This window comes from Microbacterium dauci, from assembly GCF_030065535.1.
GTDB classification, from domain to species: Bacteria; Actinomycetota; Actinomycetes; order Actinomycetales; family Microbacteriaceae; genus Microbacterium; species Microbacterium dauci.
Genome location: NZ_JASJND010000004.1, coordinates 87,535 through 102,304 on the forward strand (window position 1 = coordinate 87,535; position 14,770 = coordinate 102,304).

Below are 14,770 nucleotides of genomic sequence, written 5' to 3' on the forward strand. Positions count from 1 at the left end.
GTTCCGATGGTCAGGGGCGCGCCCAGAACCGCTTCTCCGTGTCGACCTTGTCGCCCCAGCCGTAGATGTCGACCCAGACGTCGACGCCGTCGGAGCCCTGGTAGCACTGGATCTCGACGCTGCCGTTCGAGGGGATCTGGTATGGGCCTTTGTAGTTGTTGAAGGCGCCGTACGCGCTGCTGATGCAATCGAGCCGGTACGAACCGCCGGGGAAGTTCTCCGTGTTCACCCGGAAGTTGTAGCACCCGTTGACGCATCCGCCTTGCGGTGAACCCTTGGTCACCCAGACCTTCGGCTGCGGCGGCGGCGGCGCATCGACCGTGGTCGCAGTCGCCGACGCGGTGGTGGTGTTGCTGCCCTGAGCACTCGTTCGGACGTCGATCGTGCGCGTCGTGCTGTAGCCGAGGTCGTAACGCTCGGTGCCCGACGCCGCGACGGTGCGCCATCCACGACCGTCTCCGGTCCGGATCTCGGTGGTGACCGCCCGCCCGTTCGGCGCCGGGGACGACCAGCTCATGACGAGCGTGCGCCCGTCTCCACCACGCGATGCACTCGCGGACGGTTTGCCGATCTGTCCGTACGGGCGTACCTGGTTGGATGCCGCAGACGCGGCGCCCTCGTACGTCGTGCCGTCGGCGGTCGCGACCGCACGCACGCGGATCGAGTACGTGCCGTTGTTGTTGACCGTGCCGTTGCCGACCACGCCCGAGTTACTGCCGCCGCCGGACACCCAGTCCGACCGCCAGCCACCGTTGTTGACGCTGTACTCGTATCGGATCTCGCCCGCAGTGGCGCCGTTCGACGCACCCGGGGTCCAGTTCACTGTGACTCGGTTGTCGCCCTCGGTCGCGGCGACACCCGTCGGTGCACCCGGCGGCGTGAAGGCGCGTCTCGGTGCCGATTGCGGACTCGTCTCGCCCCAGCCCGCCTTGTTCCGGGCACGGACCGAGTAGGTGTAGTTCGACTCGGAGGTGTCCACCACGACGGCCTGACTCGTCTGCCCGGCAGGCACCGCGATCACGTTGACGACGCTGCCGCCGCGGATGACGTTCAATTCGTATCCCGCGATGGGGTCACCGTTGTTCGCCGGCTCGTTCCAGCTCACGCGCATCTGAGCCTGGTTGCCGACCGGCTCGAGCCGGGCGACGGTCGGCGCACCGGATGCCGCGGGCGGCGCCGCCGGGATCATCGGCTGTGACCACTGCGAGAAGTCGGACGGCTCCGGGGCGCGGTTGTGCGCCCGAACCCGCACCTGGTAGGCCGTGCCGTTCTGCAGGCCGTCCCACTTCAGCGAGTTGCCGGTCACGCCGGTCTTCTGCGTCACGCCGGACGGCGGCGCAGGAGAGATCTCCAGCGTGAAGCTCTCGACCGGGGATCCTTCGGTCCGGGGCGTCGCCCATGCCACGTCGATGCTGCGGTCGCCGAACTGCAGGGTCGGCGGCGCCGGCTGGTCGGGACGCTGGTCGGGACGTGCGGTCTCGGACGGCACCGACGGGTCGGACTCGCCGACGTTGTTCGTCGCCGTCACCACGAAGTTGTACTCGACGTTGTTCGTGAGCCCGTCGAGCGTGCACGTCGTCGAGGGGCACTGCCGCTCGTAGCCGCCGGCGGTCGAGGTCACCGTGTAGTACTCGATCGGTCGACCGTTGTCGATCGGCGGCGTCCAGCTCAGGACGACGGTCCGGCTCTCGACGGCGGTCACCGTGGGCTTTCCCGGCGCATCCGGTCGACCCTGCACGATCACCCGGACACGTCCGTCGACGTGACGGTCGACGTCCTCGGTCTTGTCCTGCACGGTGTACCGGGCGACGACGGTCCCGACGAAGTCGGCGGCGGGCGTGATGCTGAGGCTGTCACCATCGACCTGCACGTCGGCGACACCCGTCTCGAGTTCGGCGCCCACGATCGTCAACGGTGTCTCGGGGAACGGGTTGACGTCGTTTCGGAGCACGGGAACCGAGATGGTCTCACCCTGGTCGGCCTGCTCGACGAGGTCGTCGTTCACCGACGGCAACTCGCGGGTCGACGCGGTGATCGTCACCGCGATGTTCGCCTCGACCGGTTCGGTCTCGTTGTCGGTGACGCTGATCGCCAGCGAGAAGCTCGTCCCCTTCGCGACGTTCGCGTCGGCCGAGACACTCAACCGGCCATCGCTGACCGACGCCTGCACACCCGAAGGCGCGTCGGACGCGAGCGAGAACGACAGCGTGTCGTCGGGGTCGGGGTCGCTCGCCAGTTCGGCGAGGCCGAGGACGGCGGCATCCTCACCCGGTGCCACCTGCATCGAGGCGCCGGTCATCGTCGGCTGCTGGTTCTCGGGCGGGAGCACCGTGATCGGGATCGTCAGCGTAGCCTTGCGACCGTCGGGGTCGTCGGGTCCGGTGCCGTCAGTGACCTCGAACGTGATCGCGTCGGCACCGAAGTAGCGGTCGGCCGACGTGTAGACGAGGGTCTGCTGGTCCTTCACCAGGTTCGCGCCGTTGCTGTGCGCTGCCACGACCTTCGCCGCCTCGGTGATGACGACCTGCTCGCCACCCGAGGCCTGCACGTACTCGGAGAGGGGCAGCTCGACGGTCTCGCCGCTGCCGACCTCGACGGGCGTCGTCGAGAGCAGGCTCGGCGGCACGTCGTTCAGCGCGGGCACGTGGATGAACGCCGCCGCGACCAGGTCGTCCTCGTCGCGGATCGCGTAGGTGATGACCTGCCGCTCGTCCGTGACGGCGAGTCGCACCGAGCCGTCCGACGTCACCGACGCGTTCTCGCCGCCCTCGCCGAGCGTCACCTCGAGTGCCGAGCGCGTGCCGTCGGGGTCATCGTCGTTCGCGAGCACGTCCACCGAGACGGTGCCGTCCTCGGCGATGTCTTCGGGGAGCACGCGGTCGTCACGGGCGATCGGCCGCATGAGCGGCACATCGGGGTCGACCGTGATCTGCACCGACGTCTTCGCCTCGAGCCCTCGGGCGTCGGCGATCGTGTACACCACGCTCGTCTGCATCGGATCGTCGGGCGCCGTGATCACGAGCTGCTCACCCGAAACCTCGGCATCCAGTCCCGGCACATCGGGGATCTCGACCGCGTTCTCGGCGAAGCCGAATGCGTCGCCGTCGGGGTCGGAGTCGTTCGCGAGCACGTCGACCGCCACGTTGCGGCCCGGCCGCACCGTGATCGTGTCGCGCACGGCATACGGCGCCTGGTTCGTCGTCTCGGCAGGGGCGATGCCCACCTCGATGCGAGCGGTCGCCTCACGGCCGAGATTGTCACGGACCCGATACTCGAACCGGTCGACGCCCGCCGCGTCGTCGAACGCCTCGTAGATGAGGCTGTCGACACCGACGGTGGCGATGCGGCCCTTGGTCGGAGCGGATGCCACGCCGACGAGTTCCACCGAGTCGCCGTCGGCGTCGATCCCGTCGAGCGGGATCGGGATCGTGACCTTCGATCCGGCCAGGGTCCGAGACGTCACGTCGCGAGGACGCGGCGCCGCGTTCGACTCGTCGTCGAGCGGCAGGATGCGGATCGTGACGTAGCCGGCGTCGCGCTGACCGGTGGAGTCCACCACCTCGTAGGTCGCCGTGACCGTTTTCGGTTCGCTCCCCGCACGGAAACGCAGCGCGTCCTCCGACACGAAGAGGTCACCGTCCGCCTCATCGACCAGCGGCGGGATGAGCTCGGGCGAGATGTGGATGTCGTCGCCGTTCGGGTGGTAGTCGTTGTCCATCACGGGGATGGTGACGATGTCGTTCACGCGGACGACGACCTCATCGTCGACGGCGATCGGTGGCCGCAGCTTCGCGGGCGCCGGGACCGGGATGACGATGATCTCGCCCTGCGCCGACTGCGCGCCGTTCGAAACCGTGTAGGTCAAGCGCACCTGCTGCTCGAGCGAGCCCTGGTCGCTGATGCGGATGGTCTCGTTGCCGAGCACCGCTGCCGCGATCCCGCTGCCGGGCTCGACGGAGACGGACTGCACCACCAGGATGCCGCCCGCCGGGTCGGTGTCGTTGCCGAGGACGTTGACGAGGACGTCGTCGCCCGACGGCAGCAGGGCGACATCGCGGACGGCTATCGGCGGGAGGTCGGACTCTTCCTCCGGGAGCACGTCGATCCGGACGATGCCCGGGGCCGAGTTCGGGCCGGACGACGCGAGATACGTCGCGTAGTACGTGCCGGTCTCGCCGGACTCGAAGGTGAAGGATGCGTCAGCGTAGTCTCGCGTGAGCCGAGCGCCGTCGACGTCGTCAACGCGGGTCAACCGCAGCTGCTCGCTGCCCGTGCTCGTGTCATTGGCGAGTGGATACACGGTCACCGGGCGATCGGCGCGCGTGACCACGTGATCGGCGTTGGTGACCGGCAAGGTGGTGCCGAGCGGGCGGATGTCGTACCGGGCGACACCCGAGCCGCGCTCGCTCCCGTCTGAGACGACGACCGGTACGTCCTTGCGCCCCTGCGTGCCGCCGATCGCCCGGTAGGTGATTTGGCCGTCCGAGGTGAACTCCGCTTCGTCGCCGCCGTCGGGCGCGACCTCCTGCAGGAAGATGTCGTCGCCTTCCGGGTCGACCCAGTCGCTCAGGACGTTGTACGAGACCACACCGCCGGTTTCGACGGTGATCGCCGTCGTGCGCTTCTGCACCGGCGGCGTGTTGACATCCATCGGGAAGACGGTGAGATCGACACGCGCCTCATCGGTCCCCTTCCGACCGTCGTCGATCGAGTACGTGAAGGACGTCGTGCCCGAGGCATCCTCATCGAGCTTGATCTGGAGCGCCGTGCCGTTGTAGATCGGCGTGATCTCGCCGAACGACGGTTCGTTCTCGACGGTCGCGACGAGGACGTCACCGTCCGCGTCGAGATCGTTCTCGAGCACCGGGAGCACCGTGGTGCGGCCCGGACGCACGCCGTAGCGGTCGTTCTTCGCGATCGGGTCGGTGTTCTGCTCGGTGCGCTCGGGGAGGGTCGACTGGATGGTCTCCTCGGTCGTCTCCTCCTCTTCTTCACCCTCGCCTTCGGGAGGCGTGATGTCCTCCCAGTTGTCGACCCGCTGCAGCGCATCGCTGGCCATCCAGGCCGCGCCGCCGAACACGTCGTTCAGGACCACGACGTCGCGGTTCACGCGGAAGCGTAGATCGCTCGCGGCATCGACACCGTCGATGGTCTCGACCGCGTCCGAGGCGTCGCCGGCACAGTCGCGCACGAACGCACCCGACCCCGACCAGGCGCCGTACGCGCACCCGGCCACGTACACCGGCTGGCTCGGGGCGCCTTCTGCACCTGCGCCCACCGTCACAGGCTCGCCGCCGCCGAGCGGCACGCGGACGAGCTCGTCGGGCGTCGCGAGCGTCACGGCGTCGGTCGCGTTCGAGGGCTGCTGCAACACGCTCTCGGCCGGGACCTCGGTCCGCAGGCCGTCGCTGGAGTACAGCGTCCAGGTGCCGTGGTCGAGCACGACGCTGACGTCGCCGACCGCCGAGATCGAGACGGTGTGCTCGGGCTCGATGCCTTCGAGCTGCCGCTCGCCGGTCTGGACCATAGCCCCGTCGCCACCCGCACCGTACGCGGTGAGCATGCCGGTCTCGGGCGAGAAGGCGTAGGCCGTGCCCGACGTGCTGACGGTCGTGACGGCGCCGCGGCCGAGCTCCGCGATCGGGTCGCCCGCCTCGCGGCCGATCGCCGCGATGGAAGTGAACGGCGCGACGCGCAGCGCACCGGTCTCGTCGACGACCGAGACCGTCGGACCGCCGAGCGCGACGGCCGCGCCGGGGCCGAGGTCGGCGCTGTCAGTGAGCGCCACGCGACCGGGATCGATCGCGGTGACCGTCGCCTCGGTCTGGTCGGTCACGAGGATGCGGTTACCGGCCTGCTGGATGTCGTACTCGGCAGAGAGTGTGCGCAGACCGCCGTCGAGCAGCCGGGACTCGTTGTTGAAGTGCCCGACGAGCAGGCTCGTCTGCTTGGTCAGCCAGACACCGCCGTCGTTGAGCTCGACCTCCGTGGTCGGCTCACCGTCGTAGGTGATGGCGAGGATGCCGATGGTGACGGCTGCGGCGGAGACCGCGCCGATCGATGCGAGCGTGCGCGGGCGCGCACGAAGCCACGCGAAGGACTTCATTGGAGCTCGGCCTCCCCCGGGCGAACGATGTATGCGTGGCGTCGGGACCTGATCGCTGAATCAGGCGCTCGCAAGATGGATGTGACGCAACCAGGGTAAGCGAGGGTCCTGTTTCCGACGAACGCGTGACGTGGGGAGAACTCCCCATATATGCTTCGCCGCGCAGTGTGGCAGGGGGCGCCGAGTGCGACGGATGCCGCGCCTCAGGCGCCGACGTACCGCGCCAGATGCTCTCCGGTCAGGGTGTCCGCCGAGGCGACGAGGTCGGCCGGCGGCCCCTCGAAGACGACGCGCCCACCGTCGCGACCCGCGCCGGGACCGAGGTCGATGATCCAGTCCGCGTGGGCCATCACCGCCTGATGATGCTCGATGACGATGACCGAGTTGCCGGCATCCACGAGTCGGTCCAGCAGCGCGAGCAGGTTGTCGACGTCGGCGAGGTGCAGCCCCGTGGACGGCTCGTCGAGGACGTAGATCGCGCCCTTCTTCGCCATCGCGATCGCGAGCTTGAGTCGCTGCCGTTCGCCACCCGAGAGGGTGTTGAGCGCCTGGCCGAGCGTGATGTAGCCGAGGCCGACGTCCTTCATCCGGCCGAGGGTGGTCTTGGCGGTTCCGGTCGTGAACTCGTGCGCCTCGTCGACCGACATCGCGAGCACCTCGGCGATGTTCTTGCCGTCGAGCAGGTACTCGAGGACGGCGTCGCTGAAGCCGGAGCCGTCGCACACCTCGCAGCGGGTTTCGACGCTCTGCGTGAACCCGAGGTTCGTGATGATGACACCGAGCCCCTTGCACGCGACGCACGCGCCCTCGGAGTTCGCGCTGAACAGCGACGCCTTCACGCCGTTCGCCTTCGCGAACGCGGTGCGGATCGTGTCGAGGATGCCGGTGTAGGTGGCGGGGCTCGATCGACGCGAACCCTTGATCGCGGTCTGGTCGACGACCACGACGTCGTCGAAGTCGGGCACGTTGCCGTGGATGAGCGAGGACTTGCCGGAGCCTGCGACACCGGTCACGACGGTCAGGACACCGAGCGGAATGTCGACGTCGACGCCTTCGAGGTTGTGCTGCGTCGCGCCGCGGATCTCGAGCGCGCCCGTGGCCGTGCGAGTCGTCGACTTGAGGGTCGCCCGGTGGTCGAGGTGACGACCCGTGAGCGTGTCGGAGGCGCGAAGGCTCGCGACATCGCCCTCGAACATGATCTCGCCGCCGTGCCTGCCGGCTCGGGGGCCGAGATCGACGACGTGGTCGGCGATCGCGATGACCTCGGGCTTGTGCTCGACGACGAGCACCGTGTTGCCTTTGTCGCGCAGGCGCAAGAGCAGCTCGTTCATCCGTTGGATGTCGTGCGGGTGGAGCCCCGCAGTCGGCTCGTCGAAGACGTAGGTCACGTCGGTGAGTGCGGAGCCGAGGTGGCGGATCATCTTGGTGCGCTGCGCCTCGCCGCCCGACAACGTTCCCGAGGAGCGGTCGATCGAGAGGTAGCCGAGACCGATCTCGATGAACGATGCCACCGTCTTCTTCAGCCCCGTCATGAGCGGCCCGACGGCCGGGTCGTCGACGGTGTCGAGCCACGCGGCGAGGTCGGTGATCTGCATTGCGGCCGCATCGGCGATGTTGACGCCGCCGATCTTCGACGACCGCGCGCCCTCGTTGAGTCGCGTGCCCTCGCACTCGGGGCACGGCAGGAACTTCACGGCGCGGTCGACGAACGCCCGGATGTGCGGCTGGAGGGCGTCGCGGTCCTTCTGCAGGAACGACTTCGTGATCTTCGGGACGAGCCCCTCGTAGGTCATGTTGATGTTCTGGAGCTTGACCTTCGTCGGCTCCTTGTAGAGGAAGTCGGCGAGCTCCTGCTCCGAGTAGTCGGCGATCGGCTTGTCGGCATCCAGGAAGCCCGACTCGGTGAAGATGCGCACCATCCAGCCGTCGACGTTGTACCCGGGCACCGTCAGGGCGCCCTGCGACAGCGACTTGCTGCGGTCGAACAGCTCGTCGAGGTCGACGTCGCTGGCTTCACCGAGCCCTTCACAGGTCGGGCACATGCCGCCGGTGATCTCGAACGTCCGGTGCTCGCGGGTGCCCTGCTTGTCGCCGACCTTCAACGTCACCGCGCCGGAGCCCGATACCGAGGGCACGTTGAACGAGAACGCCTGCGGCGACCCGACGTGCGGCTGCCCGATACGGCTGAACAGCAGCCGCAGCATCGCGTGCACGTCGGTCACGGTGCCGACCGTCGACCGGGCGTTCGCGCCCATGCGCTCCTGGTCGACGATGATCGCGGGGCTGATGTTCTCGAGCCCGTCGACCTCGGGCCGGTTCAGCTGGCCCATGAACTGCTGCACGAACGTCGGATACGTCTCATTGATGAGGCGCTGCGACTCGGTCGCGATGGTGCCGAACACCAGCGACGACTTACCCGAGCCGCTCACCCCGGTGAAGACCGTCAGTCGTCGCTTCGGGATCTCGACGTCGACGTTCTTGAGGTTGTTCTCGCGGGCGCCGATGACGCGGATGACGTCGTGCGCGTCGGCGATCGGGGTCTCGGATGCCATCGGTCAGGCCTCTCGCTCGTCCCACGGCATCGGCCGCGGCTCGGGTTCGTCACGGGTGGCGTCATCGGGGACATGGGTCAGCTGCTCGCCGCCGGCGCGGATGCACAGCCAGCGGAGCTGACCGGGGCTCTCGGGGTGCGCGCGCCAGGTGCGCCAGACGCCCTGACCGACCCGCACTGCGGACCCCGGTCCGACGTCGACGAGGTCGTCGTCGAGCCCCATCTGTCCGCGGCCCTCGAGGAAGATGTAGAGCTCCTCGACCTTCGCGTGGGTGTGCCAGTATCCGGCCTGCTCTCCGGGTTCGAGCGCGTTCGCCGTGACGCCGATGTACTGCATCGCGAGTTCGTGATCCACGACGCGCCGTCCGTCGCGCGAGCGCGCCGGCGCGAACCCGCCGAAGTGATCGCGCCACTGGTCCATCGCACCGATCTCGGTGACCTCGTAGCCGCTCATGGCCACCCTCCGCTCTCGCCCGCGTTGGCGCTCTTGCCGGTGCTGTCGCTCTCGCCCGTGCTCGTCGCTGGCTCAGTCTGCCCGATCGCCCGGGCCGCCGGGAGTCACGCCTCTGCCGGCGGGTGAGCGCGGTGGCATCCGTCGACGTGATCGTCGACCATGCCGCTCGACTGCATGAGGGCGTACATCGTCGTCGAGCCCACGAATCGGAAGCCGGCCTTGCGGAGTGCCTTCGACATCGCATCGGATGCCGCGGTCGTCGCCGGAACCTCTTCGAGCGAGGCCGGCCGTGGTCGGGGCTCGGGCGCGAACGACCACATGAAGGCGTCGAGCTCGCCCGGGGCCATGTCGCGCACGAGCGCGGCGTTGCCGATCGTCGCGAGGATCTTCGCGCGGTTGCGGATGATGCCGGCATCCGCCATCAGGCGTTCGATGTCGTCGTCGCCGTAGGCGGCCACGACCTCGGGCTGGAACCCGGCGAAGACCTCGCGGAACCGCGGGCGCTTGCGGAGGATCGTGATCCACGAGAGCCCCGCCTGGAATCCCTCGAGCGACATCTTCTCGAAGAGCGCCCGGTCGCCGTGCAGCGGACGCCCCCACTCCTCATCGTGGTAGCGCCGGTACTCGGCGTCATCACCCACCCAGGCACAACGAGCGAGGCCGTCGGGGCCGATGCGGAGACTCACCCGCTCAGGCTACCGACGGCCTCGGACACGACCCCTCGGGTCAGCGCTTCTTCGGCTTCAACGACTTCTCGGGCACGGGCGCTTCGCCGCGGGCCTCGAGGTCGGCGTAGTACGCGCGTGCCTCATCCTGGCGCTGCTGTTCGAGCCCCGACGCGATCGGCGCACGCACGTGCTCGGGCTCGAAGCCGAACGCGTCGACGAGATCCTGTGCGTGGGGGCGCAGCCGCGCGCACAGCCGGTCGATGTACTTCGTGACGGCGGCCGCGCGCTGCGTCGAGAGCCGACCGTTGATGAGGTGCCACGCGAGGTGGCGCTCGATGAGGTGCAGTCCGAAGAGGTCGCGCAACCAGGTGAGCACCTGGCGGGTGTCGTCGTTCTCGGTCGCCTTCACCGCGTCCGAGAACGCCTCCCACTGCAGCAGCTCGCCGTGCGCGCGTGCCGCTTCGATGAGCTCGGCCTGGTGCCGGTTGAACAGCGCGGCGGCCTGGTCCTTCGGAAGCTTGGATGCCGGGCGGAGCGCCCCCGCGACGTCGCTGACCATCTGCTCGACGCGGTCCGACAGCAGCTCGTGCTGGTGTTCGGCGCGCAGCCCGAGTTCGACCGATCGCGCGGTCGAACCGAAGTCGGCGACCCGCTGGCCGAGGCTGCGGAGCCCCGCGCCGTGGAACACCTTGCCCGCCGTCTGCCCCACCGCGTACTTCGCGAGCGTCGCGGCATCCGCCCCCTTGAACTGGCGGGCGAAGTCGGACAACAGCCGCTTGCCGACGAGCTGCAGGAGGACGTTGTTGTCGCCCTCGAAGGTGACGTAGACGTCGAGGTCGCTGCGGAGGCCGACGAGGCGGTTCTCCGCCATGAAGCCGGAGCCGCCGCACGCCTCGCGCGCTTCCTGCAGGGTGGCGAGCGCGTTCCAGGTGCTGAGCGGCTTCAGCGCCGCGGCGAGCGTCTCGAGGTTCTCGCGCTCCTCGGGGGTGTCGGTACGACCGCTGAAGACGCCGTCGAACGTGCGCAGCAGCTCGTCGTGCGAGAAGAACTGTGCGTAGGTCTGCGCGAGCAGCGGCAGCAGGCGACGCTGGTGCTTGCCGTAGTCGAGCAGCACGACCTCGTCGGTGCCGGCACCGGAATCGAACTGGCGGCGCTGATTGCCGTACGTGATCGCGATGTGCAGGCCGAGCGCCGAGGCGATCGTCGCCGCACCGTCGAGGGAGACGCGACCCTGCACGAGTGCGCCGAGCATCGTGAAGAACCGGCGGCCGGTGCTCTCGATCGGGCTGGAGTACGTGCCGTCCGCGGCGACGTCGCCGTACCGGTTGAGCAGGTTCGTGCGGGGGACGCGGACGTGGTCGAACGCGAGCCGGCCGTTGTCGATGCCGTTCAGGCCACCCTTGACACCGTCGTCTTCGCTCTGCACGCCCGGCAGCAGCTCGCCGTCAGCGGTGCGGATCGGGACGAAGAAGCAGTGCACGCCGTGGTTCACACCGTTCGTGATGAGCTGCGCGAAGACGGTCGCCGCCTGACCGTGGACGGCGGCGTTCCCGAGGTAGTCCTTCCACGCCGCGCGGAACGGCGTGTTGATGACGAACTCCTCGGTGGCGGGGTCGTACGTCGCCGTTGTGCCGATCGCAGCCACGTCGGAGCCGTGGCCGATCTCGGTCATCGCGAAGGCGCCGGGGAGCTTGGCATCCCGGATGTCGGCGACCCACCGCTTGTGGTGTTCCTCGGTGCCGAGCTGGAGCACCGCCGAACCGAACAGGCCCCACTGCACGCCCGACTTGATCTGCATGCTCGGGTCGGCGAGGACGAGCTCCTCGAAGCCGGCGAGGTTGGCTCCGTTGTCGTTCAGGCCGCCGTATTCCTCGGGGAGCGCGCGAGACGAGCCATTGTTCTGCGCGAGGAGGCGTACCTGACCCATCACGCGGTCGCGGTGCTCGGCGACCGTCTGGCCGTCGATGCGCCAGTAGGCCGGGTCTTTGATGAGCTCGCGGACCTCGCGACGGGTGTCGGCCCACGTGCCGAGCAACATCGACCCGACGGTGTCGATATCGATACGCGGCTCACCTGCTTCGGCAGCCGTGCGGGCTGCGGTCGGGGCGCCACCGGCGGGCGTGCGGCGGTTGGTGGCAGGAGTGCTGGGGCGGACGACGGTGTCGGTCATCACTGGCCTTTCCGAGAGCGCGAGACAGGGAAGTTCACCCTCAACGGTAGGAGTCCTCCAACGGGTCGTAAACCCTGTTGTGTACCCTGGACAAGTGCGCGGACGCCCGGCGCCCTGGCGTGTTGTGCCAGGCCTACACCGGCCGCCGGCGGCAGGGGCGCGGCATCCGCTCGGGGGCGCGTTCGGGTGGCAGCAGTTGTCGCTGGGTGAACGGTGTACCGGCGTGTTGTACCACGTCGAGGGATGGATGCCGCGCGGCGGGCGGGGGCTGCGGCGCGCGCGGGTGTCGGTGGGGAGGAGGATGCTGAGGCGCAACGGCCGACGACGACGCGAGAGGCGCGATGACGACCACGATCGAACCATGGGGCGAGGACAACCTGCCGCTGCTGGAGCGCATGAACACGCCCGAGATGACGGCGCACCTCGGGGGCCCCGAGACGCCGGCGCAGCTCGAGGACCGGCAGCAGCGCTACATGCGGGTCGCAACGCGGGGCGGGGCGATGTTCCGGATCGAGGTCGACGGCATCGCCGCGGGCGGCATCGGGTTCTGGGAGACCGACGAAGAGGGCACGCCCGCGTACGAAGCCGGGTGGAGTGTCGTCCCCGAGCTCCAGGGGCTCGGTGTCGCGGGCGCGGCACTCCGCCTGATCATCGACCAGGTGCGCCGTCGCGGCGACCGGACGCTGCTGACGGCGTATCCGGGCGTGGACAACGTGGCATCCAACGCCCTCTGCGCCCGCGCCGGATTCGAGCTGCGCGGCGAAGGCACCGAGCCCTGGCGGGGCGGGATGCTCCACTTCAACATCTGGCACCTCGACATGTCGCCGCTCGACACGACCGGGCGGGCCGTCGATGTCGAGGAGCGGTTCACCGACGACTCGTTGGACCTGCAGCGGTGGTCGCCGTTCTACACCCCGCACTGGTCGTCGAAGGATGCCGCGGCCGCGCGGTTCGAGGTCGGTGACGGGCTGCGACTGCGCATCGACGCCGACACCCCGCCATGGGCACCCGAGTGGGACGGTGACCTCCGGGTCTCTCACCTGCAGACCGGGCAGCGATCCGGCCCGCTCGGCTCCGGCGATGGACAGCACCGGTTCCGCCCCGACCTCGTCGTCCGCGAGTCGCAACCCGAGCAGCGGTTGTGGCTTGCGACGCACGGCGTCATCGAGGCGCGATTCTCGGCGATCCGGCATCCGGATGCGATGGTCGCGTTCTGGCCGATCGGGTTCGAGGATCGACCCGACGACTGCGGGGAGATCTGCATCGCGGAGATCTTCGGCTCGGAGGTCGAGGCAAACGGCGGGTGGGTCGGGATCGGCGTGAAGGCGCAGAATGACCCGCGACTGCGAACCGACTTCGAGAAGATCTGGATCGACGGGGACCTCACCGTGCCGCACGACTACGCGGTCGAGTGGACCCCGGAACGCCTGCGCTTCTTCGTCGACGGCGCCTGGGTCAAGACCGTCGCGCAGACGATCGACTACCCCGTACAGCTCATGCTGGACGTGTTCGAGTTCCCGCGGTCGGACGGCGACCGCGACCTCAGCGCACTGCCGCACGTCTTCCGCGTGGAGCGGGTGCGCACCGTCACGGCGTGAGGGTCACTCGCCCCGCATGCGGTCCATCGTGGACTGGATCGCGACGGCGGCCGCTCCCCTGGCCCACGCGCGGAACCCCGAGTCGTCGACGTGGATGTCGACCGGTTCGGCCCGCGGGTCCCGACCTGCGGATGCCGCGGCCCGAACCCGGTCCTGGACGACGCTGAACAGGTTGATCCCCTCACCTGCGAGCACCACCGACGACTGCAGGCTGAGGTTCGTGGCGAGCGCGATCAGCCGGCCCAACGCGTCGCCCGCACTGCCGACGATCGCGTGCACGGCGGGATCACCGGCGGCAGCCAGCTCGAGCGTCTCGTCGTAGTCGACGGGGCGGCCGAGCGCGGCGGACACCTGTGCGGCGATCGAACCCGACGACAGCATCGCCTGCGCACACCCGCGATGCCCGTCCTGGCAGACGGGGCCGAACGGGTCGAGCGGGATGTGGCCGCCGGTACCGATCGTGGCATCCGACGTCCGGACGACCTCTCCGTCGACGACCAGCCCGTAGCCGACGCCCGCGCCGATCGTGATCGTCGCGAACCCGTCGAGCCCGCGGCCGGCGCCGAACCATCGCTCGGCTTCGGCGAGCGCGACGACGTCGTTCTCGACGCTCACCGGGACGCCGAGCTCCGCCGCCAGGACCCCCGCGACGTCCACGTCGGCCCACTCGAGGAAGGGCGCATGCAGCGCGACACCGTCGTGGACGACACCGCCGAGGCTCACCCCGAGCGCCACGAGATCGGGCAGCGCGAGCTCGCGCACCGCGCGCGCGACGAGGGCGAGGACGGCCTCGGGCGAACGGTCGTCGATGGGCCACTCGCCGCCGGTGATCGGTTCGGCGCGAATGTCGGTGCCAACCGCGATCACCGCGTCGCCGGTGATCTTCACGCCCGCGAAGGCGCCGAGCCCCGGCGCGATGTCGAGTGGACGGGACGGGCGACCGACCGTGCCGTCGGCGACCTCGTCGAGTTCGATGAGCAGCCCCGCTTCGAGCAGCGGCTTCGCGAGGCGGGTCAGACTCGCGGGCGAGAGCCCGAGGCGCGTCGTGAGGTCGCGGCGCGAGAGCGGCCCGTGGATGAGGACGGCGCGCGCGAGCGCGGTTTCGCTCCGGCTCATTCGCACCTCCTCGCGCGGCGTTGGTTCCATATTGGCACGAATGGATGCTGTAATCCCGACGAATCCCTGCGCTAACGCGAGTCTTGACGTCTGAATATTTCCCTAGT

7 protein-coding genes are annotated in these 14,770 nt (G+C 69.3%); 1 reads left to right on the forward strand and 6 read right to left on the reverse strand.

Annotated features, from left to right (window positions below; genetic code table 11):
- Positions 1–10: 10 nt before the first annotated feature.
- The 5 genes from QNI14_RS05415 to QNI14_RS05435 form a co-directional block, all read right to left on the reverse strand.
- Positions 11–6,106 (reverse strand): Ig-like domain-containing protein, encoded by a 6,096-nt coding sequence (locus tag QNI14_RS05415; RefSeq protein ID WP_283715383.1) that lies wholly within the window; start codon positions 6,104–6,106, stop codon positions 11–13.
- Between the two features lie 203 nt (positions 6,107–6,309).
- Positions 6,310–8,658, reverse strand: coding sequence for an excinuclease ABC subunit UvrA (locus QNI14_RS05420; protein ID WP_283715384.1), 2,349 nt, complete (start codon positions 8,656–8,658; stop codon positions 6,310–6,312).
- Between the two features lie 3 nt (positions 8,659–8,661).
- Positions 8,662–9,111 (reverse strand): cupin domain-containing protein, encoded by a 450-nt coding sequence (locus QNI14_RS05425; protein ID WP_283715385.1) that lies wholly within the window; start codon positions 9,109–9,111, stop codon positions 8,662–8,664.
- 104 nt (positions 9,112–9,215) lie between these two features.
- Complete coding sequence (locus tag QNI14_RS05430; protein ID WP_283715386.1) at positions 9,216–9,797, reverse strand: DNA-3-methyladenine glycosylase I; 582 nt, start codon at positions 9,795–9,797, stop codon at positions 9,216–9,218.
- A gap of 40 nt (positions 9,798–9,837) precedes the next feature.
- Complete coding sequence (locus QNI14_RS05435; RefSeq protein ID WP_283715387.1) at positions 9,838–11,949, reverse strand: acyl-CoA dehydrogenase family protein; 2,112 nt, start codon at positions 11,947–11,949, stop codon at positions 9,838–9,840.
- Positions 11,950–12,290: 341 nt separating this feature from the next.
- On the opposite strand from QNI14_RS05435, the gene QNI14_RS05440 reads away from it, so the two are divergent.
- Positions 12,291–13,547 carry a GNAT family N-acetyltransferase gene (locus tag QNI14_RS05440; RefSeq protein WP_283715388.1) on the forward strand — a complete coding sequence of 419 codons (1,257 nt, stop codon included), beginning with the start codon at positions 12,291–12,293 and terminating at the stop codon, positions 13,545–13,547.
- 3 nt (positions 13,548–13,550) lie between these two features.
- Here QNI14_RS05440 and QNI14_RS05445 read toward each other — a convergent pair whose 3' ends face one another.
- Positions 13,551–14,663: an ROK family transcriptional regulator gene (locus QNI14_RS05445; protein ID WP_283715389.1), complete on the reverse strand. Its 1,113-nt coding sequence runs from the start codon at positions 14,661–14,663 to the stop codon at positions 13,551–13,553.
- Between the last annotated feature and the right edge of the window lie 107 nt (positions 14,664–14,770).